Annotated in this window: 22 protein-coding genes and 4 tRNA genes; 13 read left to right on the forward strand and 13 right to left on the reverse strand. The window is 64.3% G+C overall.

What is annotated here, in order from left to right:
• Nucleotides 1–60 precede the first annotated feature (60 nt).
• The 3 genes from DI606_RS08920 to DI606_RS08930 form a co-directional block, all read right to left on the reverse strand.
• Nucleotides 61–285 (reverse strand): hypothetical protein, encoded by a 225-nt coding sequence (locus DI606_RS08920; protein WP_293981803.1) that lies wholly within the window; start codon nt 283–285, stop codon nt 61–63.
• Between the two features lie 68 nt (nt 286–353).
• Nucleotides 354–430: transfer RNA gene (locus DI606_RS08925), tRNA-Pro, on the reverse strand.
• A 109-nt stretch (nt 431–539) separates the two neighbouring features.
• Entirely contained in the window at nt 540–842 is a 303-nt protein-coding gene (locus DI606_RS08930) for a JAB domain-containing protein (protein ID WP_293981806.1), read from the reverse strand.
• A 176-nt stretch (nt 843–1,018) separates the two neighbouring features.
• Between DI606_RS08930 and thyA the strand changes: the two genes are divergently transcribed.
• The 4 genes from thyA to DI606_RS08950 all read left to right on the forward strand — a co-directional run bounded on the left by thyA (nt 1,019) and on the right by DI606_RS08950 (nt 5,755).
• On the forward strand, nt 1,019–1,951 hold the full coding sequence (gene thyA, locus DI606_RS08935; protein WP_293981809.1) for a thymidylate synthase: 933 nt from the start codon (nt 1,019–1,021) through the stop codon (nt 1,949–1,951).
• Nucleotides 1,952–2,072: 121 nt separating this feature from the next.
• Entirely contained in the window at nt 2,073–3,368 is a 1,296-nt protein-coding gene (locus tag DI606_RS08940) for a 3-methyl-2-oxobutanoate dehydrogenase (2-methylpropanoyl-transferring) subunit alpha (protein WP_293981811.1), read from the forward strand.
• A gap of 50 nt (nt 3,369–3,418) precedes the next feature.
• Complete coding sequence (locus DI606_RS08945; RefSeq protein ID WP_367119467.1) at nt 3,419–4,459, forward strand: alpha-ketoacid dehydrogenase subunit beta; 1,041 nt, start codon at nt 3,419–3,421, stop codon at nt 4,457–4,459.
• A 6-nt stretch (nt 4,460–4,465) separates the two neighbouring features.
• The gene (locus tag DI606_RS08950; protein ID WP_293981814.1) at nt 4,466–5,755 is read left to right on the forward strand and encodes a dihydrolipoamide acetyltransferase family protein; all 1,290 of its coding nucleotides are present in this window, start codon (nt 4,466–4,468) and stop codon (nt 5,753–5,755) included.
• A gap of 4 nt (nt 5,756–5,759) precedes the next feature.
• Here DI606_RS08950 and DI606_RS08955 read toward each other — a convergent pair whose 3' ends face one another.
• On the reverse strand, nt 5,760–6,224 hold the full coding sequence (locus tag DI606_RS08955) for a hypothetical protein (RefSeq protein ID WP_293981817.1): 465 nt from the start codon (nt 6,222–6,224) through the stop codon (nt 5,760–5,762).
• A 136-nt stretch (nt 6,225–6,360) separates the two neighbouring features.
• Between DI606_RS08955 and DI606_RS08960 the strand changes: the two genes are divergently transcribed.
• The 3 genes from DI606_RS08960 to DI606_RS08970 all read left to right on the forward strand — a co-directional run bounded on the left by DI606_RS08960 (nt 6,361) and on the right by DI606_RS08970 (nt 7,822).
• Nucleotides 6,361–7,536 carry an AI-2E family transporter gene (locus tag DI606_RS08960; RefSeq protein ID WP_293981821.1) on the forward strand — a complete coding sequence of 392 codons (1,176 nt, stop codon included), beginning with the start codon at nt 6,361–6,363 and terminating at the stop codon, nt 7,534–7,536.
• 42 nt (nt 7,537–7,578) lie between these two features.
• Nucleotides 7,579–7,655, forward strand: a tRNA-Asp gene (locus tag DI606_RS08965).
• Nucleotides 7,656–7,745: 90 nt separating this feature from the next.
• Nucleotides 7,746–7,822, forward strand: a tRNA-Asp gene (locus DI606_RS08970).
• Nucleotides 7,823–7,861: 39 nt separating this feature from the next.
• Here the strand turns inward: DI606_RS08970 and DI606_RS08975 are convergent.
• The 4 genes from DI606_RS08975 to DI606_RS08990 form a co-directional block, all read right to left on the reverse strand.
• Nucleotides 7,862–8,098 (reverse strand): DUF2842 domain-containing protein, encoded by a 237-nt coding sequence (locus DI606_RS08975; RefSeq protein WP_293981824.1) that lies wholly within the window; start codon nt 8,096–8,098, stop codon nt 7,862–7,864.
• Nucleotides 8,095–8,682, reverse strand: coding sequence for a 5-formyltetrahydrofolate cyclo-ligase (locus DI606_RS08980; protein WP_293981826.1), 588 nt, complete (start codon nt 8,680–8,682; stop codon nt 8,095–8,097). The genes DI606_RS08975 and DI606_RS08980 overlap by 4 nt, the downstream gene beginning before the upstream one ends.
• A gap of 201 nt (nt 8,683–8,883) precedes the next feature.
• On the reverse strand, nt 8,884–9,219 hold the full coding sequence (locus DI606_RS08985) for a cell division protein ZapA (RefSeq protein ID WP_293981829.1): 336 nt from the start codon (nt 9,217–9,219) through the stop codon (nt 8,884–8,886).
• The gene (locus tag DI606_RS08990) at nt 9,212–9,433 is read right to left on the reverse strand and encodes a hypothetical protein (protein WP_293981832.1); all 222 of its coding nucleotides are present in this window, start codon (nt 9,431–9,433) and stop codon (nt 9,212–9,214) included. Before DI606_RS08990 ends, DI606_RS08985 begins: the two co-directional genes overlap by 8 nt.
• A 161-nt stretch (nt 9,434–9,594) precedes the next feature.
• Between DI606_RS08990 and tkt the strand changes: the two genes are divergently transcribed.
• The 6 genes from tkt to thiE all read left to right on the forward strand — a co-directional run bounded on the left by tkt (nt 9,595) and on the right by thiE (nt 16,104).
• Complete coding sequence (gene tkt, locus DI606_RS08995; protein WP_293981834.1) at nt 9,595–11,565, forward strand: transketolase; 1,971 nt, start codon at nt 9,595–9,597, stop codon at nt 11,563–11,565.
• Nucleotides 11,566–11,595: 30 nt separating this feature from the next.
• On the forward strand, nt 11,596–12,606 hold the full coding sequence (gene gap / locus DI606_RS09000; protein WP_293981836.1) for a type I glyceraldehyde-3-phosphate dehydrogenase: 1,011 nt from the start codon (nt 11,596–11,598) through the stop codon (nt 12,604–12,606).
• Between the two features lie 71 nt (nt 12,607–12,677).
• Nucleotides 12,678–13,880, forward strand: coding sequence for a phosphoglycerate kinase (gene pgk / locus DI606_RS09005; protein WP_293981838.1), 1,203 nt, complete (start codon nt 12,678–12,680; stop codon nt 13,878–13,880).
• 103 nt (nt 13,881–13,983) lie between these two features.
• Nucleotides 13,984–14,889: a fructose bisphosphate aldolase gene (locus DI606_RS09010; protein WP_293981840.1), complete on the forward strand. Its 906-nt coding sequence runs from the start codon at nt 13,984–13,986 to the stop codon at nt 14,887–14,889.
• Between the two features lie 5 nt (nt 14,890–14,894).
• Nucleotides 14,895–15,407 carry a hypothetical protein gene (locus DI606_RS09015; protein ID WP_293981843.1) on the forward strand — a complete coding sequence of 171 codons (513 nt, stop codon included), beginning with the start codon at nt 14,895–14,897 and terminating at the stop codon, nt 15,405–15,407.
• On the forward strand, nt 15,400–16,104 hold the full coding sequence (gene thiE / locus DI606_RS09020; protein ID WP_293981846.1) for a thiamine phosphate synthase: 705 nt from the start codon (nt 15,400–15,402) through the stop codon (nt 16,102–16,104). The genes DI606_RS09015 and thiE overlap by 8 nt, the downstream gene beginning before the upstream one ends.
• A 6-nt stretch (nt 16,105–16,110) precedes the next feature.
• On the opposite strand, the gene DI606_RS09025 is transcribed toward thiE, so the two are convergent.
• The 5 genes from DI606_RS09025 to DI606_RS09045 all read right to left on the reverse strand — a co-directional run bounded on the left by DI606_RS09025 (nt 16,111) and on the right by DI606_RS09045 (nt 20,678).
• On the reverse strand, nt 16,111–16,392 hold the full coding sequence (locus DI606_RS09025; RefSeq protein ID WP_293981848.1) for a hypothetical protein: 282 nt from the start codon (nt 16,390–16,392) through the stop codon (nt 16,111–16,113).
• Entirely contained in the window at nt 16,389–17,966 is a 1,578-nt protein-coding gene (locus tag DI606_RS09030) for a PepSY domain-containing protein (protein WP_293981850.1), read from the reverse strand. The genes DI606_RS09025 and DI606_RS09030 overlap by 4 nt, the downstream gene beginning before the upstream one ends.
• Nucleotides 17,963–18,265 (reverse strand): hypothetical protein, encoded by a 303-nt coding sequence (locus DI606_RS09035; RefSeq protein WP_293981853.1) that lies wholly within the window; start codon nt 18,263–18,265, stop codon nt 17,963–17,965. Before DI606_RS09035 ends, DI606_RS09030 begins: the two co-directional genes overlap by 4 nt.
• A gap of 13 nt (nt 18,266–18,278) precedes the next feature.
• The gene (locus DI606_RS09040) at nt 18,279–20,441 is read right to left on the reverse strand and encodes a TonB-dependent siderophore receptor (RefSeq protein WP_293981856.1); all 2,163 of its coding nucleotides are present in this window, start codon (nt 20,439–20,441) and stop codon (nt 18,279–18,281) included.
• A gap of 155 nt (nt 20,442–20,596) precedes the next feature.
• A tRNA-OTHER gene (locus tag DI606_RS09045) sits at nt 20,597–20,678 on the reverse strand.
• Between the last annotated feature and the right edge of the window lie 221 nt (nt 20,679–20,899).

The following is a 20,899-nucleotide window of genomic DNA, read 5'->3' on the forward strand; positions in this document are numbered from 1 at the left end:
GCCGAAAGGCGGAGACGGTCAAGCCGCTCCGCCCATCAGGGTCGTGTCTGTTTTGGGACGTTACCGGTTCGGCGCGACGGTCGCGACAGCGCCGTTGTCGGCATTCACCTGATCGGCACCGGACCGGTCGGTGGACAGAAAGCCCGATCCAACGACCACAAGCATGACTATAATCACCAGCGCCAGGCTGACGATCAACACATTGCGGTTGAGCTTGGAGCGGGAGCCGCTGCGCGCGTCCACCTTGTCGATGTGGGCCGCGTCTTCCGGTTGAGTGTGTTGCATGGCATCCTCCGTTTATCTCTAAGCGCACGGGGGCACGTGGTGGTTCCGGCGGAGGAACAAGAAGAATGTGGTCGGGGAAAGAGGATTCGAACCTCCGGCCCCTGCCTCCCGAAGACAGTGCTCTACCAGGCTGAGCTATTCCCCGACCGATGCCAGAGCCGCTTTTAGGGCGGCCCCGCGAGGCAGGAGTGCGCCTATAGAGAGGGGTGGGCAGGCTGGCAAGCGGGGATCGCGCTTTTTTTGGGCGCGCCTTTTTACAGCAGCCCGGCGCTGCGGAAACTGAAGCGGTCATGCCCCGCTTCGATGATGTGATCGGCAAGGCCGATGCCGAGCGCGCGCAGACTGCGGAAGAGGGAACGGGTAAGGACAAGGTCGGCCGGGCCGGGGCTGGACGACAGAGTGGGCGCGCGGCGCTGGATGATCGCGACCCAGCTGCCCTCGTCCGCCAGCAGCCGCCGCAGCGCATCCTGCCAACAGGCGTCGAGCGGAACGGTTCGCCGCAGCCGCCATTCTTCATCCAGGATGGCGATGACAAGGTGGGGGGCGGGCACCTGCATCGGCACATCAGGCCAGCAAGCCGTTGAAAAAACGACCCTCAACTAAGTCCGATACGGCGCAATCGCGCGCGATTGCCTCCGCAATGACGCATTGCCTTTCGAAAAGGACGGGACATTGGCCACGCCCGCGCGCTCGGCTACATCGGTGGGAGGACTCGCCAGCGCAGGATGACGTTTTGACCGAAACACCCCATTATGAGCAGCAATATCTCGACCTGATGCGGCATATCTGGTGGCATGGCGACGAGCGGATCGACCGGACGGGCGTCGGCACCCGGTCGATACTGGGCGCGACGATGCGCTTTTCGCTGGCGAACGATGCGGTTCCTTTGCTGACGACCAAGCGTGTCTACTGGAAGGTCGCGGCGCGCGAGATGCTGTGGTTCCTGACCGGCGATACCAATATCCGCGAACTGGTGCGGCAGAATGTCCATATCTGGACGGACTGGCCGCTCGACGCCTATCGCCGGGCGACGGGCGAGGATATCGACCGCGATGCCTTCGAAGCGCGGATCGTGGAGGATGCGGATTTCGCTGCGCGCTGGGGCGATCTCGGTCCGGTCTATGGCGCGCAATGGGTGAACTGGCCGATCTACGAGCCAGTGAGCGACGGCCTTTATCGGCGGGCGGAGAAGGGGCGGAACCAGATCGCGGAACTGGTCGAGGCGATTCGCGCGACGCCGGGATCGCGGCGGTTGCTCTTTACCGGGTGGAACGTGGCGGAAGTCCCCAACATGGCGCTGCCGCCATGCCACATGACCTATCAGTTCCAGGTCGCCGACGGGCGGCTCAATGGGCTGCTGTTTCAGCGCAGTTGCGATCTGGGCCTCGGCTTTGCGTTCAATATCTTCGGCCTGGCGATGCTGACGCGGATGCTGGCGCAGCAGACCGATCTGGAGCCGGGGGAGATCGTCTGGCAGGGCGGTGACGTGCACCTCTACCTCAACCATGCGCCGTTGGTGGAGGAACAGCTGAGTCGCGCGCCCGCAGGCGCGCCGCGGTTGCGGATCGATCGACGGCCCTCAAGCATTTTCGACTATCGGATCGAAGATTTCGAAGTGACCGATTATGCGCCGCAAAGCGCCATTTCGGCGCCGGTTGCAGTGTGAACGAGACAGCGAAGTGGACAGCTGACACGATAAATTTGGGTCAGTAAGACTTGCCCTTTGCAAGGTTGTAATTTAATAACTGCAACAAGCAATATTATTGCATTGCATCATAGGAGCAAGGATGAGCGATCCTATCGGTTTTGGTGATGGCGAAGGGCAGGGCGGACGCAACCTGCCGCCGCTCAAGCTGCACGTTCCCGAGCCGCCCGCGCGGCCCGGCGAAGCGGCGGATTTCACCCGTTTCGACATTCCGCCCGCCGGTGCGCAGACGCGTCCGGACGAAGCCGCGCAGCCCGCCGACATGCGCGAAATGGCATATGGGCTGGTTCGCGTGCTGGACGATGACGGGCAGGCGGTCGGACCGTGGAATCCCAAGTTGCCGCCCGAAACGCTGCTGAAGATGCTGCGTTACATGGCGCTGACCCGCGCCTTCGACGGGCGGATGTTCCGTGCGCAGCGCCAGGGCAAGACCAGTTTCTATATGAAGTCCACCGGCGAGGAGGCGGTGTCGATCGGCGCGGCGTTGGCACTGTCGCGGGACGACATGTGCTTTCCCAGCTATCGCCAGCAGGGCATCCTGATCGCGCGCGACTGGCCCATCGTCGACATGATGAACCAGATTTACTCGAACAAGGGCGACCGGATGAAGGGCCGCCAGTTGCCGATCATGTATTCGGCACGCGATGCCGGGTTCTTTTCCATTTCCGGCAATCTGACGACGCAGTATCCGCAGGCCGTGGGCTGGGCGATGGCGAGCGCGGCGAAGGGCGACACCCGGATCGCCGCGACATGGTGCGGGGAAGGATCGACCGCAGAGGGCGACTTCCATTCGGCCTGCACCTTTGCCAGCGTCTATCGCGCGCCTGTTATCATGAATGTCGTTAACAATCAGTGGGCTATCAGTAGCTTTTCAGGTTTTGCGGGAGCCGAATCGACCACCTTCGCGGCACGCGCCATCGGCTATGGCATTGCGGGATTGCGGGTCGATGGCAACGATGTGCTGGCGGTCTATGCCGCGACACGCTGGGCCGCCGACCGGGCGCGTGCCAATGGCGGGCCGACTTTGATCGAGCACTTCACCTATCGCGTAGAGGGGCACAGCACCTCCGACGATCCGAGCGCCTATCGCTCCGCCGAGGAAAGCAGCCAATGGCCGCTGGGCGATCCGATCCATCGCCTGAAGCAGCATTGCATCGGCCTTGGCATATGGGACGAGGAGCGGCACGCGGCGATGGACAAGGAACTGGCCGAATATGTCCGCGACGCTGCACGCGAAGCGGAAAAGAACGGCATTCTGGGCCATGGCCTGCACCATCCGATGGAGAGCATGTTCGAGGATGTGTTCGAAGAGATGCCCTGGCATCTTGAGGAGCAGAAACAGCAGATGCTGGACGAATGGAAGGCGGCGGGCCTGTGAGCGAAGCGAACGAAAACGCGGCTGTGAGCGAAGCGAACGAAAACGCGGCTATGAGCGAAGCCCTTGTGCAGGGCGACGCCACCCAGATGAATATGATCCAGGCGATCAACAGCGCGCTGGACGTGATGATGGATCGCGACCCCGACGTGGTCGTGATGGGCGAGGATGTCGGCTATTTCGGCGGCGTGTTCCGTGCGACGGCGGGCTTGCAGCAGAAATATGGCAAGAACCGCGTGTTCGATACGCCGATTACCGAATGCGGAATCATCGGCGTGGCGGTCGGCATGGGTGCCTATGGCCTGCGCCCGGTGCCCGAAATCCAGTTCGCCGACTATATCTACCCCGCGCTCGACCAGCTGGTGAGCGAGGCGGCACGATTGCGATACCGGTCGGCGGGCGAGTTCATTTCGCCGATGACGGTGCGGTCGCCCTTTGGCGGTGGCATCTTCGGCGGTCAGACGCACAGCCAGTCGCCCGAAGGCATCTTCACCCATGTGTCGGGGGTCAAGACGGTGATCCCGTCCACGCCCTATGACGCCAAGGGGCTGCTGATCGCGGCGATCGAGGATAACGATCCCACGATCTTCTTCGAACCCAAGCGCATCTACAACGGCCCGTTCGACGGCCATTACGACACGCCTGCCAAGAGCTGGGCCGGTCACGCGGACGCGCAGGTGCCGACCGGATACTATAAGATACCATTGGGCAAGGCGCGGATCGTGCGGGCGGGAGAGGCGCTGACCGTCCTGTGTTACGGCACGATGGTGCATGTGGTGGAAAACACCGTCGCGGCGCTGGGGATCGATGCAGAGATCGTCGATCTGCGCACGCTCGTCCCGCTCGACATCGAGGCCATCGAGGCGTCGGTTCGCAAGACGGGCCGCTGCCTGATCGTGCACGAAGCGACCCGCACCAGCGGCTTTGGCGCGGAACTGCTCGCCCAGGTACAGGAGCGCTGCTTCTATCATCTCGAAGCGCCGATCGAGCGAGTCACCGGTTTCGACACGCCCTACCCGCACAGTCTGGAATGGGCCTATTTCCCCGGACCCGTGCGCATTCGCGAAGCCATCACCAAGATCATGAAGGACTAAGGCGTCATGGCGCTGTTCATATTCAAGCTGCCGGATATCGGCGAAGGCATTTCAGAGGCTGAGATCGTCGGCTGGCACGTCAATGTGGGCGACCGGGTCGAAGAGGACCAGCCCATTGCCGACATGATGACCGACAAGGCGACGGTCGAGATGGAAAGCCCCGTCGCGGGTACGGTCGTGCGGCTGGCGGGTGAACCGGGCGATCAGGTGCCTATCGGTTCGATGCTGGTCGAGATCGAGGTGGAGGGCGAAGCGTCCGTCGCCGCGCCGCCGCCGCCCAGTGCGGAGACCATCGACGCGGAAACGCCGGGCGAGGCGCTGATCGAGGAAGCGGCGGCCCCCATGGCTTCCCCCGCACCCGAGCCGGAACGTGCGGCGGAACCGGTGGCGGCGAAGGCCGAACCTGTCGTGCCTGTCGCACCCGCCGCGCCGCAGGAAGCTGTGCTTGCGTCGCCTGCCGTGCGTGCGCGGGCGAAGGAGCTGGGTATCGATCTGGCGCAGGTCAAGCCCACCGGGGACCGCATCCGCCACGCCGACCTCGACGCCTATCTGCTCTATGGGTCGGGGCAGGGCTATGCGCCCGCCGGTCGATCCGCGCGACGTGCCGACGAACAGGTCAAGGTGATCGGGATGCGGCGCCGCATTGCGGAGAATATGGCCGCGTCCAAACGGCATATCCCGCACTTCACCTATGTCGACGAGATTGACGTGACGGCGCTGGAAGAATTGCGTGAGCAGCTGAACGCCGGGCGAGGGGAGCGGCCCAAGCTGACCATGCTGCCGCTGCTGATCGTCGCGATCTGCCGGACGCTACCCGAATTTCCCATGCTGAACGCGCGCTATGATGACGAGGCGGGCGTGGTGACGCGGCATGGGTCGGTGCACCTCGGTCTGGCGACGCAAACCGACGCGGGGCTGATGGTGCCGGTGATCCGCGACGCGCAGGATCGCAACGTCTGGCAACTGGCGAGCGAAATTCGCCGCCTGGCCGACGCCGCGCGGACGGGCAAGGCCAAGTCGGAGGAACTGAGCGGCTCCACCCTGACGCTGACGTCGCTCGGGCCGCTCGGCGGGATCGCGACGACGCCGGTCATCAACCGCCCGGAAGTGGCGATCATCGGTCCCAACCGCGTGATCGAGCGTCCGGTGTTCCGGGGCAAGGAAGTGGTTGCGGCGAAGCTGATGAACCTGTCGATCAGTTGCGACCATCGCGTGGTCGACGGCTGGGACGCGGCAAGCTTCGTCCAGGCGGTCAAGAAGCGGCTGGAAGCGCCGGCTTTTCTCTTCGTCGATTGATGCGCTAGCGCAGCGTGGCGCGGTAGCTCATCCGCGCCGCGCCGCCCGGCGATATGGGGTCGGGCAAGGTCCAGCGGATGTGCGTCACGTCCTGCGCCACGGCGCGGCGCACGCCGCCGAGCGGCGTGGGCAGCCAGATGGTGTCGAATCGGCCCCATCGCGCGCCGCCATCGATCGATACGAGCAGTGCGGGATCGGTGAGGTCTGGTGTCGCTCCGCGCAGCGCGGAGCGGCTGAGCGTGAAAGCGCGCACGGGGCGGCTTCCGCCATTGCGCCAGTGCAGGATGACGATGACCGTATCGCCGGGCGCGGCCTGATCGGAGGGGATCAGCGTGCGGCGGGGGCGACCGTTGATGTCGGCGCCGACCCGCTCCACGAATATTTGCGTATCGAGCCGGACGGTCGATGGCTGCCCCCCGGCCGCCGTCGATGCCAGCGCGGCCGCGATGGCCGTTACTGCTCGCTTCATGTCCTTCCCCGCCCTGTTCGGATGACAATGTAGCGGGGGCTGACCAAGATTTGGTTAAGCGCGGTTTCGTCACCCGCTTCGCCCATCGCCCTATTGCAAATTGACGCTGCGGTTCAACCCGCGCACATCTGAATCCGTGAACAGGGAATCGCCCGACGGCAACCAACAGGATTTGCAGGAAATCAACCGCAGGCGCGACCGGCTGCTGGCGTCGATCGCACTTGCGTCCGGGATCGGCGTCATGCTCGCATTGCCGTTCGCGTTGCGGGCGGGGGCGGAATTCTTCCTGCCGCTGACCGCCGCGCTGGTGATCGCGATCGCGCTGGTGCCGTTGCTGGAATGGATGGAGCGGCGCGGTATCCCGTCCGGGATGGCGGCGCTGGCGGCGGTCGTGGGCTTCCTGCTGGTCGCCAACACCGCGCTGGTGCTCATCATCGTGCCTGCGACCGAATGGTTCCGCGTGCTGCCCCAGCGTCTGCCGCAGATCCAGGCGAACCTGGCGCCCGTCATCAACTTCTACGCCAACCTCCAGCGTTTCGTCGACGAAACCGTCCAGATGCTGGCGAGCGGCCCGGTGGCCGCGGCGCAGGCGTCGGCGGTGGAAGCGCCCCGGTCGCTGTTGCAATTCGCCGCGACCAGCGCGCCCGCCGCGATCATCCAGATGGTGTTCGCGCTCCTCATCATCTATTTCTTTCTGGCGGGCTGGACGCGCCTGCGTCGGCGCACGATCAACAGCCGGGGCAGCTTCGACGGGGCGATGGCGGTCGCGCGAGTGATCCAGAATGTGGTCGATGCGACATCGGCCTATGTCATCACCATCGCCCTCATCAACACCTGCCTCGGGCTGGCGGTCGCGGTCGCGTTGTCGCTGATCGGCATGCCTTCGCCGTTGATGTGGGGCGGAATCGTGGCGCTGCTGAACTTCGTGCCCTATTTCGGGCCGATGCTGGCGGCGGTGCTGCTGGGGCTGGGCGGCCTCATGGTGTTCGACGACGTCTGGGTGGCCTTGCTGCCCGCTGCGCTTCAGGTGGGTTTCCATCTGGTCGAGGCGAACGTCATTACCCCGATGCTGCTGGGGCGGCGGCTGACGATGAACCCCTTGCTGATTCTCGTGTCGCTGACCTTCTGGGGATGGGTGTGGGGGACGCCCGGCGCGCTGCTGGCGGTGCCGCTGCTCATCATCATCCAGACCGTCGTAGGGGCCGCCGGAACGCCCGACATCGCCGGTTTCCTTTTCGAGCAAGGCACGTTGACTGTGCCGCGCCGCAAAGAAAATGACGAGAAAGACGAAAGCAGGGTGACGGACGGTTGACAGCCCCGCCCGACGCTCATAGACGGCGCTTCCACACCGAACGCGGGTGTAGCTCAGTTGGTTAGAGTGCCGGCCTGTCACGCCGGAGGTCGCGGGTTCGAGCCCCGTCACTCGCGCCACTTTCCTTGAAGGAGAGTGGGTTTTGGTTGGATCAGGGAGACGTGTCCTCCCGTAGCCTGTCCGCAGGTTCGAAGCGATACCACCCATGCGCGGGTGTAGCTCAGTTGGTTAGAGTGCCGGCCTGTCACGCCGGAGGTCGCGGGTTCGAGCCCCGTCACTCGCGCCACTTCCTTTGTCCAGGGAAGTGTTCTTTTCAGTCGGTCCGTTACCGACAGCGGCCGGTTTCCATCCAGGTCAGGATGCGCCGCAGCGGCAGGACCCAGATCCAGACGATCCCCAGCACGACATAGACCGGAACCTGCGCCCATATAGGCAGGGCGCCGATCAGTCCCGACAGGCTGCCGACCAGCACGGCCCATAAAATGATGAGCGCGACGATGCCGATCATGCCGACAGGCTTGCGCCAACTGGGCTGATGATAATGGCGCGGGTCTATGCTCATGCCCCGACGCCTTCGATCAGTTCGACCTCGGTCAGGATCATGTCGAGCGGCAAATCCCAAGGATCGGCAGGCACCGCGTCGAGTTCCTGAGCGGACCAGGCAAGCCCGATGCGCAGCGCGTCGGACATGCGGGCGAAGGCACGGTCGTAATAGCCGCCGCCCTGCCCGAGGCGGTTCATCGCGCGGTCGAAGCCGACAAGCGGCGCGATGATGACATCGGGCACGACAGGGCCGTAGCCCGGCTCCGGGTGACTGGTGCCGAACGGACCGGGGCGCAGCGGCGCGTCCGGTTCCCAGCGCAGGAAGTCCATGCTGCCGAGCCGGTCGAGCACGCGGGGAAGGGCCAGGGTCTTTCCCATCGCCTGAAGCTGCGGCGCGAGGCGCTGCGCCGGGGCTTCGTCCTCCAGCCCCATATAGAGGGCGACCACCTGCACATCGGCCATGCGGCGGGCGAGGGGAGAGGGCACGGCCTTGAACGACAGCCGGTGCGCCAGCGGATCGAGCGTCGAAACGAAGGCGCGGCGGCGCTGGCGCGCGGTGGCGCGCAGGCTGCTCTTGTCGGGAGTGGATATGTCCTGGCTCATCATCGTCCGAAGGAAAAGCGGGCGGTGAGGGTGACGGGACCGCCTCGGTCGTTTGCTGGAATATCCTCTGACGCCTCAACGTCAGGTGGGGACCATGTAGATCGGGCCGGAACCCGCCCAGGGACAGCCCCCTTGGATGTGATTATCGCCTCAGGGATGTTCGCTAAAGCTCGTGCCGCGCAGTGCCCGTCGCGGTGCAATCTAGGCGTCCGGGAGGTGCGGGGCAAGCACCGTGCGCAGCTTTTCTATGCGGACGGCCAGCGTTTCGACGGCACGGGCTGCCGGCGCGTCCTCATCCTCCAGCGGAAGCTGCGCCTGATGCCCCGCGACTTCGGCGCGCAGATCGTTCAGTTCGTCGGCCAGAAACAGCGCGGCGAAGAGCAATGCGCGCACTTCGGTGAGGCCGGGCGTCGATTGCTGCGCCTGCCGGGCCTTTTCCTCGACCAGGGTTGCGAGGTGCACCAGATGGGCCTCCTCCCCGTCGCGGCAGCGGATCGGATAGGGGCGCCCGGCGATCTGAAGCATGATTTCAGCCATGGTCCCGATCCTTCAGCGAATCGATGAGTTCGTCGAGCGACCGGAGCGCTTCGCGCGCGGCGTCGTGGTCGATGGATGGGGAGGCCGCCGGGGTCGTGCCGAGACGGGCCACATCCTGTTCAAGCCGGGTCACAGCACGTTCCAGCGTGCCGATCGCCTGCATCATGCGGTCGCTTGCCATAGGGTCGGCATAGCCGATGCGGGGCGGTTGCAAAAGCGGCGATCCGCGTCATCCGTCCCGCTTTGTCGGCGCGAGAGGGCGGCCCGTGGTTGACGCATCGGGCCTGACCATACAAAGGGATCGCGAAACTCGACTCGCCCGCCGGCGCGCGGGCACAGATGACGCCTCCCGATCAGGAAAGACGCCTGCCCACGATGACCGTTTCCGAAAAGTCGCTCGCCAACGCCATCCGGGCGCTCTCCATGGATGCGGTGCAAGCCGCCAACAGTGGCCACCCCGGAATGCCGATGGGCATGGCGGACGTTGCAACCGTGGTGTTCGGGGATTATCTGAAATTCGATCCGACCGCGCCGAAATGGGCCGACCGCGACCGCTTCGTGCTGTCGGCGGGGCATGGGTCGATGCTGATCTATTCGCTGCTGCACCTGACCGGCTACGCGCGCCCGACGATGGACGATATCCGAAATTTCCGTCAGCTGCACAGCCCGTGCGCGGGACATCCGGAGAATTTCGAACTGGCGGGCGTCGAGGCGACGACCGGACCGCTGGGGTCGGGTCTGGCCACCGCGGTCGGCATGGCGATTGCCGAGCGGCACCTTAACGCGCAGTTCGGCGACGACCTGGTCGATCACCGCACCTGGGTGATCGCGGGCGACGGTTGCCTGATGGAAGGCATAAACCATGAAGCCATAGGGCTTGCCGGGCACCTGAAGCTGGGCCGCCTGATCGTGCTGTGGGACGACAACAAGATCACCATCGACGGCGCGGTCGACCTGTCGAGCAGCGAGGATGTGCGCGCGCGGTACGCAGCGACGGGATGGCATGTCGTGTCGTGCGACGGACATGACGCAGCGGACGTGCGCCGCGCCATCGACGAGGCGATCGCCGATCCGCGCCCGAGCCTGATCGCCTGCGCAACCAAGATCGGGTATGGCGCGCCCAACAAGGCAGGGACATCGGGCGTCCATGGCTCTGCGCTGGGCGATGCGGAAGTGGCGGCGGCCCGCGAATATCTGGGCTGGAGCGCCGAACCCTTCGTGATTCCCGCCGATGTCGCCGCCGCCTGGAAAGCGATTGGCGCGAAGGGCGGGGATGTGCGCTCGGCGTGGGAAGGACGGCTTGCAAATAGCGAGCAAGGAACGGAATTTTCGCGTCGGATGGCGGGCGATCTGCCGGCAGATTTCTCGCTCGAAGCCTATATCGACAGCCTGATCGCGGCTCCGCAAAAGGTCGCGACCCGCAAGGCGAGCGAGCTGGCGCTGGGAGCGATCAACGACCTGCTGCCCGAAACGCTGGGCGGTTCCGCCGACCTTACCGGGTCCAACAACACAAAGACCAAGTCCACCGGCCCGCTGACCGCCGCCGATTATAGCGGGCGTTACGTCTATTACGGCATCCGTGAATTCGGCATGGCCTGCGCGATGAACGGCATGGCCCTGCATGGCGGCGTCATTCCTTATGGCGGCACCTTCCTCGTCTTTTCCGACTATATGCGTGGCGGCATCCGCCTTGCCGCGCTCCAGCAGCAGCGGGTGATCCACGTGCTGACGCATGACAGCATCGGCCTTGGCGAGGATGGCCCCACGCACCAGCCGATCGAGCATGTCATGTCGCTGCGCATGATCCCCAACCTCGACGTCTATCGACCCGCCGACATCGTCGAGACCGCCGAATGCTGGGAACTGGCGCTCAAGGACGCGAACGGTCCTTCGGTGCTGGCGCTGACCCGGCAGAACCTGCCGCAACTGCGCACGGAAAAGAGCGAGAACCTGTCGGCGAAGGGCGCCTACCGCCTCGTCCCGGCGACCGCAGAGCGCAAGGTGGTGCTGATCGCCACCGGCTCCGAGGTCGAGATCGCGGTCGATACCGCCAAGCTACTGGAAGAGAAGGGCATCGGCGCCGATGTCGTCTCCATGCCGAGTTGGGCGCATTTCGAGGCGCAGGATCAAGCCTATAAGAACGATCTGTTGCCGCATCATGTGCTGCGCGTTTCCATCGAGGCGGGCACGACGTTCGGGTGGGAGCGGCACACCGGCATCGCGGGCCTGCGCTTTGGTATCGACAGCTTCGGCGCGTCGGCCCCGGCGGAAGCGCTCTACGACCATTTCGGCCTGACCGCCGTCAAGATCGCGCCGCAGATCGCGGCTGCGCTCGACAAGAATTGAACCGAAAAACACCATCAGGAGGCTAGTGCAGTGGCAACGAAGGTAGCAATCAACGGTTTCGGACGCATTGGCCGTCTGGTGGCGCGCGCCATTCTTTCGCGCACCGATCATGACCTGGAACTGGTCAGCATCAACGACCTGGGCGATGCCCAGTCCAATGCCCTGCTGTTCAAGCGCGATTCCGTGCACGGCAACTGGGCCGGTGAGGTGAGCGTGGATGGCGACGCGCTGGTGATCGACGGCAAGCGCATCGCCGTGACGGCGGAGCGCGACCCGGCCAACCTGCCGCACGCGGCGCAGGGCGTGGACATCGCGCTGGAATGCACCGGCATCTTCACCGACAAGGCGAAGGCAAGCGCGCACCTGACCGCCGGTGCAAAACGCGTCGTCATCTCCGCGCCCGGCACGAATGTCGACCGCACGGTGGTGTTCGGCGTCAACCATGACCAGCTGACCGCCGACGACATCGTCATTTCCAATGCGAGCTGCACCACCAACTGCCTCGCGCCGCTGGCGAAGGTCCTTCACGATGCGATCGGCATCGAAAAGGGCTTCATGACCACGATCCACAGCTATACCAACGACCAGAACACGCTGGACCAGCTGCACAAGGACATGCGTCGCGCCCGCGCTGCCGCTCTCTCGATGATCCCCACCACCACGGGTGCCGCCCGCGCGGTCGGCGAAGTGCTGCCCGAGCTCAAGGGCAAGCTGGACGGTTCTTCGGTGCGTGTGCCGACCCCCAACGTGTCGGTCGTGGACCTGAAGTTCATCGCCAAGAAGGCGACGACCAAGGACGAGGTGAACGGGCTGCTCAAGGCAGCGTCGGAAAGCGGCCCGCTCAAGGGCGTGCTCGGCTATTCGGACGAACCGCTGGTGTCGATCGACTATAATGGCGATCCGCGCAGTTCGACCGTCGACAGCCTCGAAACCGCCGTGATCGACGGCACGCTGGTTCGCGTGCTGAGCTGGTACGACAACGAATGGGGCTTTTCGAACCGCATGATCGACACCACCGGTGTCGTGGCGAAGTTCCTCTAAGGACACGTCATCCCCGCCGGGCGCACCGGCGGGGATTTTCATCTGACACAAGGCGACACAGGGGATGACGCATGGGTAAGCCGTTCAAGACGCTCGACGATATGGGCGACATCGCCGGCAAGGTGGTGCTGGTCCGCGAGGATTTGAACGTGCCGATGAACGACGGGGCGGTCAGCGACGACACCCGCCTTCGCGCGGCGATGCCGACCGTGCTGGAACTGTCCGATCGGGGGGCCAAGGTGCTGATCCTTGCGCATTTCGGACGGCCCAAGGGACAGAAGAACCCGGAATTTTCCCTGTCCAAGATCACGCGCCCGCTGACGGCGGTGCTGGGCCGGGATGTGCAGTTCATTCCCGATTGCCAGGGTCAGGCCGCCGCTGACGGCATTGCGGTCATGCGCAACGGCGATATCGCGATCCTGGAAAATACCCGCTTCCACCCCGGCGAGGAAAAGAACGATCCGGCGCTGGTGGATGCGATGGCCGCAATCGGCGACCTGTATGTCAACGACGCTTTTTCCGCCGCGCACCGCGCGCACGCGTCGACCGAAGGACTGGCCCACAAACTGCCCGCCTTTGCCGGGCGGTCGATGGAAAAGGAACTGGACGCGTTGCAGGCCGCATTGGGTGAGCCGGTGAAACCGGTCGCGGCTGTCGTGGGCGGCGCGAAAGTGTCGACGAAACTCGACGTGCTCAACAACCTTGTCGCGAAGGTCGATCACCTGATCATCGGCGGCGGGATGGCCAACACTTTCCTTTACGCACGCGGCGTCGATGTCGGCAAATCGCTATGCGAAAAGGATCTGGCCGATACGGCCGAGGCGATCTTCGACAAGGCGGAAGCGGCGGGGTGCACCATTCACCTGCCTTATGACGTGGTGGTGGCGAAGGAATTCGCCGCGAACCCTCCGTCCGTGCGCACGTGCAACGTGCATGAGGTAGCCGAGGACGAGATGATCCTGGATGTCGGACCTGCTGCCGTCGAGGCGTTGGGCGATGCGATCAAGAATTGCCGGACTCTGGTCTGGAACGGTCCGCTCGGCGCGTTCGAGATCGCGCCGTTCGACACCGCGACCGTGGCGTTGGCCAGGACGGCGGCGGCGCTGACCAAGGAAGGGCAGTTGACCTCCGTCGCCGGGGGCGGCGATACTGTCGCGGCGCTCAACCACGCCGGCGTTGCGGACGATTTCAGTTTCGTGTCGACTGCGGGCGGCGCCTTCCTCGAGTGGATGGAAGGCAAGGAACTGCCGGGGGTCAAGGCGCTTCACGCCTGACGCCCGAACACGGCTTTCCCGCCTTGGAGAGGGTGTGGGAGGCCATCTGGAACAGGTGTCGCTACAGGGGCGATATCCTTATCTTTCAAGAAGGTATGTGCAGATGCTGGATCAGGAAATGAAGGCCAAGATCGCCAAGGGCAACGGCTTTATCGCAGCGCTCGACCAGAGCGGCGGATCGACGCCCAAAGCCTTGAAGGGCTATGGCATTGAGGAAGATGCCTATGCCAACGAGGAAGAAATGTTCGCGCTCATCCACGCGATGCGCAGCCGCATCATCACCTCGCCCGTCTTCACAGGCGACAAGGTGCTGGGCGCGATCCTGTTCGAACGGACGATGGACGGCACCGTCGACGGGAAGCCCACCCCGCAGGCGCTGATCGAGCGCGGCGTCGTGCCCTTCATCAAGATCGACAAGGGTCTGGAGGACGAGGCCAACGGCGTGCAACTGATGAAGCCCAATCCCGGCCTCGACACCCTGCTCGCACGTGCCAAGGGCCTGGGCGTGTTCGGCACCAAGGAGCGGTCGGTCATCAACCTCGCCAATCGCGAGGGCATCGCTGCCGTCGTCGCCCAGCAGTTCGAAGTCGGACGTCAGGTGCTGGCCGGTGGGCTGATGCCGATCATCGAGCCGGAAGTGAACATCAAGTCGCCCGAGCGCGCCGAAGCCGACGCGATCCTGCTGGAGGAAATCCTCAAGAATCTCGACGCGCTGCCCGAAGGCGAGCAGGTGATGCTGAAGCTGTCGCTGCCGGCGAAGGCGGGGCTGTTCGACCCGCTGGTCGATCATCCCAAAGTTCTTCGCGTCGTCGCGCTTTCGGGCGGGTTCAGCCGCACCGAAGCCTGCGCGCAACTGGCCCAGAACCGGGGGATCATCGCAAGCTTCAGCCGCGCGCTGCTGAACGACCTGCGCCACCAGATGAGCGACGACGAATTCAACGGATCGCTGGGTGAAGCGATCGATGAAATCCACGGCGCATCGACCGCAAAGCAGCCGATCGCGGTCTGACTTCCATGACGAACGCCGGGCGCGACGAAGTTTCGCCCGGCGTTCGGCTTTTCCCTTATCATCGCGCCGTCGCGCCGATGATGTGGGTGCTCCTTTGCCTCGTCGGGATCGAGGCGGCCGTGACGCATGGCCTCATCGCGCTCTGGAACGGCAGAGTCGCCCTTGTTCTCTCAGCGATCAGCCTTGGCATCGCCCTGTGGCTGGTCCGCTTCATTCTGTCCTTCAAGACGCGTCCGGTTCGGTTGACGTCGCAGGAACTGATGTGGCCCGCCGGCCATCTGCGCGCGGTGGCGGTGCCCGTCACGCAAGTCCGGGCACGGTGCGAGGATTGGACACTGGCCGCGATCCGCAAAGAAGGTGCGTTCAACGCAGCGCTGATCGCGCATCCCAACATCGTCCTTGAACTCGACCCCGCGGTGCAACAAGGGCGGAGAACAATCCGATATCTGGCGCACCGGCTCGACGATCCGCAGGCTTTCAACGCCGCGCTGGATGCTCTACTGGGCAGGCATGACTGACTTCACCGACGAGGAACTGGCGCTCGACCCGCATTTCGCCGACCAGTTCGAACGGGGTTTTCGCCCCGCCTGCCAGCTCTACCTTATTTCGCCGCCCGCCATTGACGCGGCGTTCGCAGACCGGCTGCGCGCGGCGTTCGACGGCGGAGATGTGTCGGCATTCCAGTTGCGGCTCAAGGGGCTGGATGACGATGCAGTGGCGCGAGCGGCCGAACCGTTGCAGCGGCTTTGCGCCGAGCGGGAGGTGGCATTCATCGTCAACGACAGTGCCGCGGTGGCTCATCGCATCGGCGCGGACGGCGTGCATCTGGGGCAGGGCGATGGCGATCCCAGGGACGCGCGCAAGCTGTTGGGACCGAAAGTGCAGATCGGCGTCACCTGCCACGACAGCCGTCATCTGGCGATGGAGGCGGGGGAGGCTGGCGCGGACTATGTGGCGTTCGGCGCGTTCTTCCCGACGACCACGAAGGAAACGAGCCATCGGCCCGATCCGTCGATTTTGGGATGGTGGACGACGTTATTCGAACTGCCCTGCGTCGCGATCGGCGGGATTAGCGCGAGCAACGCCGCGCCGCTGGTGGCGGCGGGAGCCGATTTCCTGGCGGTGAGCAGCGCGGTCTGGGCGCATCCCGAAGGCCCGGCGGCGGGCGTTGCGGCCTTTGCTCCGCTGCTGGCAGCAGGGCGGCAGACGGGTTGAGGCGCATCAGTCGCCAGGCTGGCGGGCGCGGTTCGACAGGATCAGCGTTACGATCCAGCCGATGACGGCGCATCCGCCGAGCCAGATGAGGAACGCGGCGGCGTCGCCCGCAAGAGCGCAGGCGATGCCAGGCGCAAGGACGGCGAGGGTGAGCATCCGGCGCACGGCGGCGGAATGCCCCGCCCCCATCAGCCTTTCGGTGCGGCGCCGCTTGGGATCGCCAAGGCTGAGCCACAGGATGAAGGCGGTCGAAACAGCGAGTGCGACATAAGGGAGGCTGACCATCATTCGGCTGCCTGAAGCGTCACGGCGTCGCGGCGACCGTAGGATTTCGAAAGCAGCGGTTGCAACGCCCACGCTCCCGCGACGATGAAGGCGAGATCGAGCGCAGGGATCACCGGCTGCGCAGCGGCAAGCGCTTCGCCCCATCCCGGCCCGCCTTCCAGCAGTCTCAGGATCGGCAGGACGAGGAAAAGGACGCCGGTGCCGAGCCTAAGGGCAAGGATGAGCTGTTCGGCGGTGGGCAGGATGATCCCGGCGAGGATCGCTAATGCGCAGCCGATGAGGAATCCGGCAGGCGTCCACCAGACCGCCTCGCCCAGCCGCATCGTCATGAGGAAGGCAGCAGCGGAGGTCGCCAGTGCGAAGGGAAGGCCGATACCGACGACGATGTTGCTCCGCTCCAGCCAGCCGAGCGAGCGCGCTTCGCCTTGCCGCCGCGCCAGCCAGAGCGTCATGCCGGTATAGGTGACGTAACACATGGCGAAGCCGAGGCCGAACCAGACAGCCTTGGACAGGATCCCCGCAAAATTGCCGAAATGCAGAGGCGACATGATGGCAGCCAGCGTGCCCCCTGCGGACGGTTTCGTGCCCACGAGCGGCTTTTCCTGCTCGAAGGCGGCGGTTGCGCCGTTGTAGAGCAGCGACATGGGTGCGATCGCGGCTTCGCGCGGGGGGTGATAGGTCGTCACCTTGGCGTCGGCACGCCCGAAATTCTCGATGGTGACGAAGGTCGGGATCGCGCCCGCGCGGGTTATGGCATCGCTGGCGATGCGGTCGAAATTGCCGATGGCGGCGGGGCGGGGATCGGGCTTGCCGGGATTGCCGTAAACCGCTTCCTGAAGCGCCTGCACATTGCCGCTAAACGCCGCCATCGCCACCAGGGGCACGCCGACGGTGCCGAAGAAGGAGAAGAAGCTGCCGGTGAAGGCGAGGATGAAGGCGAAGGGCAGGCTCCATGTTCCGGCGACGCTATGCCGGTCGCGATGGACGAGGACAGGGTTGCCCTTGCGCCGGAGGGTGAAGATATCCTTGAAAAGATGGCGGTGGATGAGAAGGCCGGATATCGCCGCGACCAGCATCGACAGACCCAGAATGCCCGTCAGCAGCAGGCCCCATGGATTGGGGACGTGCAGGCGCACATGCGTGTCGACCAGGAAAGCGCTCAGTGCATTGTCGTTGCGCGCGCCGTAGACGTCCTCGCTGGTGCCTTCCTGCCGGTGGATGGCCCGTCCGTCCTTGCCGATGACGTAGAAAATGCCGCGCGCGACGAGTTCGCCATGATCCATCTCGTGACGGTGGAAAAAGAAACCCATGTCGTGGTCGCCGACTTCGAACAGGTCGACGCCCTCATGATATTTCGCCGGGGTCTGCTCGCCCAAACGGCGCAGGGCAGCGCCTATGGGGCGTTCGAACGCGGACTGGGTGGCGACATGCCCTGCCGACCATGCCCCGATCTCCTCAGCGAAAACTGCGGCGGTGCCGGTCAGGACCACGGCATAAAGCAGCAGGCCGAGCAGGACGCCCGACCAGCCGTGCACGGCGACCATCGCCTTGGTCTCATCCTTTTGCAGATGGATCATCGGTGCGTCTCCTGCGCGGCGTCATGATCGAGCAGCCGGTTGGCGATCAGACCTGCGTGGACGATGAAGAGCGCAAAGGCAATGAACGCGACGCGGCCCAGCCTCCGGTCGAGGCAGGCGTGAAAGAACAGCGCAGCCCAGATCAGCGGTGCGAGCACCAGCGGCAGGACCAGATTGTCGATCCCCGCAGCGCCGCCCGGAAGCCACAGCGCCATGCCCGCCATCATGACGAGCGCGACGATCACGGCACCCGGCCCGGCAAGCGCCACCCGCAACCATCTCTGTCCTGCGCCGGTCATCCCGATCCTTCCGTCAATATCGCAGGCTGATGGTGCCGAGCACCGTGCGCGGTGCGCCATAATAGCCCTGATCGAAATTCAGCGCGGTCAGATATTTGGCATTCGTCACGTTTTTGAGATTGACGCTCAGCTGCACCTGCTCCGTCAGCTTATAGCTGGCGAGAAGGTCGAGCAGCGCATATTTCGGCTGCGTGATGCGGATCGGGCGTTGCGTGGTGACCGACAACGCGCCCGGCTCCAGATAGATTTTCGTCTGATATTGGACCGCCGCGCCGAGCTTCAGCGCCGGGAGCGAGGGCGGCGAGTAAGTAAGGTTGAGGCGGCCGAGCTGGCGCGGAACGAAGGTGCGCACCGGGCGGTCGTCATCGCCGCGCACCCGCATGACGGTGTAGCCGCCCGTCGCCTGAAGCCCCGGCGCGATCATGCCCGCGAATTCGAATTCGACGCCCTGCGATTTGGCGTTGACGCCGCGATAGACGTTCTGGCCGATGCTGCTGTCGAACCCGGCGAGTTCCGCCGTATTCTTCTGTCGTGCCTGGAACAGGGCCATGCTGGCATTGAGGCGCCCGCCATACCATTCACCCTTGAGCCCTGCTTCCAGATTGTCGCCCTTGATCGGCGCGATCAGTTCGCGGGCCGCGGTGGTCTGCGTCTGCGGATTGAAGATGGTGGCGAAACTTGCATAGGCGCTGACGCTGTCGGTCAGGTCGTAGGTCGCGCCGACGAACGGCAGGAACCGCGTCCAGTCGTAATTCTGGAGCGCGCCGTAGGAGAAGCCCTTGCTGGTTGCGTGAGTGACGTTTCCACCCAGCATGATCTTGAGCGGATCGACCGGGTTGAGGCGGACCAGGCCATAAGCGGTTTCGCGGCGCGTGTTGTAATTGCTGCTTGAAGCAGGGTCGCTGCTGTAGGTGGTGGGGAAATCGGGCAATGGGAAGCTGCCATCGTAAATCCGGTCGAGCGGCAGGACCACATTGATGCTACCGAAGTCATAGCTCGATTGCTGAATATAGCGCTGGGCGCTGCGATTGACGCCGAACATGAGGTCGTGCTGGCGGCCGAACAGGCTGATCTTGCCCGCCACATAGCCGTCGATGGTCAGGTTGCGGGTCTGCGCCTTGAACGCGCCGGGATAGCTGCGGACATTTAACCCCTTGGGCGTTTCCGCCGGGTCGATCCCGTCGGGGAAGGCCGCGCTGGGGTTGTTATATACATAGAACAGCTTGTCATCTTCGCTGACGGCGCGGCGCACGACTGTCAGCTTGGCATGCCAGTCGTCGTTGAAATGATGGACGAGATCACCGAAAATCTGACGGTCGATGACGTTCCATCCTGCCCAGTCCGTCCCGGTATTGGCCGAGCGTGGGAGGTCGATGCGGGTGCCGTCCGTGTAATAGAGCGGCAGCGCCCCCCATGTCGCGCCGCGGCTCTGATGGTCCTGATGCCCGTAGCCGAAGGTCAGCGTCGTCTGCGGCGTCAGGTCGGCTTCGACGATGCCGTAGCCGGTCCAGCGGCGCAGGCCGTAACGGTCGAGATAGCTGTCCTCATCGAGATAGGCGCCGACCGCACGGGCGCGGACGCTCCCGTTGGAGGTCAGCGGCACGCTTACGTCCGCGTCGAGCCGCAGATGGTCGAACGAACCATATTGCGCGCTGCCGCTCGCCTGGAAGGTCTTGGTCGGACGCTTGCGGATGAAGTTCACCACCGCTGACGGATTGCCGGTGGAGGACAGCAGGCCCGGCGCACCGCGCACGACGTCGATATGGTCGTAGATCGCGGTATCGATGGACCCTGTCTGCACCTCGAATGCGAAAGGCAGGCCGATGCCGTCAATCTGAAATGTCTGGATGTCGAAACCGCGCGCCGAATAATAGATGCGGTCGGTTTCCTGCGCCTGCACCTGAACGCCCGGCACGGTCTTGAGCAGGTCGTTGATGTCGTTAAGCTTGAAATCCTCGATCTGCGCGCGGGTGACGACGCTCACCGACTGGGGTGTTTCACGCTGCGACAGGGGGAAGCGCATCGTGGTGGTCTGCTTCTTCACCGCATAGTCATCGTCGCCCTCCGTACGCTGACCGGTCACGATGATCTCGCTGGGCGCGCTGCCATCGGCGGCAGCGTCGGGCATCATGTTCGTGGCGGTGGCGGCAACGAGCATGGGCAGCAGAACAGGCATATCGATGAGTCCCTTTGATTTGGGCCGTCTCTAGCCATGCCGGAATCGATATGCAAGTCATTAGCAATAGCACCCTTTGGGGTCAGCATGCCATGCACTAAAAATCCGCGTCGGACATGCCGGCGCGGAGCGATTTCGATATTGGAAAGGGGGAATGGTGGACGCACTAGGGCTCGAACCTAGGACCCGCTGATTAAGAGCTGAAATCAGAGGGTCCTTACGCTTCCGTATGCGTCCAACAACGGCAGAAATCTGCGATTCATTGTCCGCATTGTTCTTGAAATGTTCGCCAGTATCCACTACAAAAAGCTACCTAAGGTAGCAGGATCATATGGCGAACAAAGTTGGTTTGACAGATGCTCGGATCGCAGGATTGAAAGCGCCTGCAAGCGGGCAAATTGAGGTCGCTGATGGCATCGTGACCGGCCTGAGGTGTTGATTGCCGCTGAGCAGTGACC

This window comes from Sphingobium sp. (assembly GCF_003248505.1).
Taxonomy (GTDB): domain Bacteria; phylum Pseudomonadota; class Alphaproteobacteria; order Sphingomonadales; family Sphingomonadaceae; genus Sphingobium.